Here is a 535-nt window from a genome sequence, read left to right on the forward strand (position 1 = left end):
AGCCCCACAATCCGTAGCCGCTGCGCGAAGCCCCCAATGAACAATCCGCGCTCGCCGGTCAGGGGGTGGACCCGCACCACGGGGTGGGCGGTTTCGAACTTCAGGCGGGTGAACTCCTTGCGGCGCTCTTCGGCGTTGGAGTGCTCCAGGTTCTTGGGCACCGAGTAGTCGTAATCATTGGTGTGGATGGCCCAAAGGTTATCCGCGAAGCTGCGCAACTCCTCCGGGAGGTCCTGGTAAGCGCCGGCAGAGGAGGCAATCAACGTCTCGCCACCGTAGGCAGGGAGATCAATACTGCGCAGCGTTGAAGCCTGCGGCGGGTTGACCACGAACGTGACGTCGGTGTGCCAGTTGTTGGCCGAGCCGTTCTCGCTGTCTACGGGAAGGACGTTTTCCTCGCCGTCCACCGAGGCCACCGTGGGATGCGCCTTGGTCAGCGGCCCGAAGTGCGAGGCGAACTTTACCTGGGCCTCGTCACTGAAGATGTTGGCTTCGCGGAACACCAACGCTTTGTGCTCGTTGAGCGCTGCCCGGA

1 protein-coding gene is annotated in these 535 nt (G+C 63.0%); it reads right to left on the reverse strand.

Annotation, left to right across the window (positions count from 1 at the left end):
- A partial coding sequence (locus HP499_RS24805) for a TauD/TfdA family dioxygenase (protein WP_172326648.1) occupies nucleotides 1-535 on the reverse strand: 535 nt, incomplete at both ends.

Origin of the sequence: Paenarthrobacter sp. CM16 (genome assembly GCF_013179505.1) — a bacterium.
Taxonomy (GTDB): domain Bacteria; phylum Actinomycetota; class Actinomycetes; order Actinomycetales; family Micrococcaceae; genus Arthrobacter.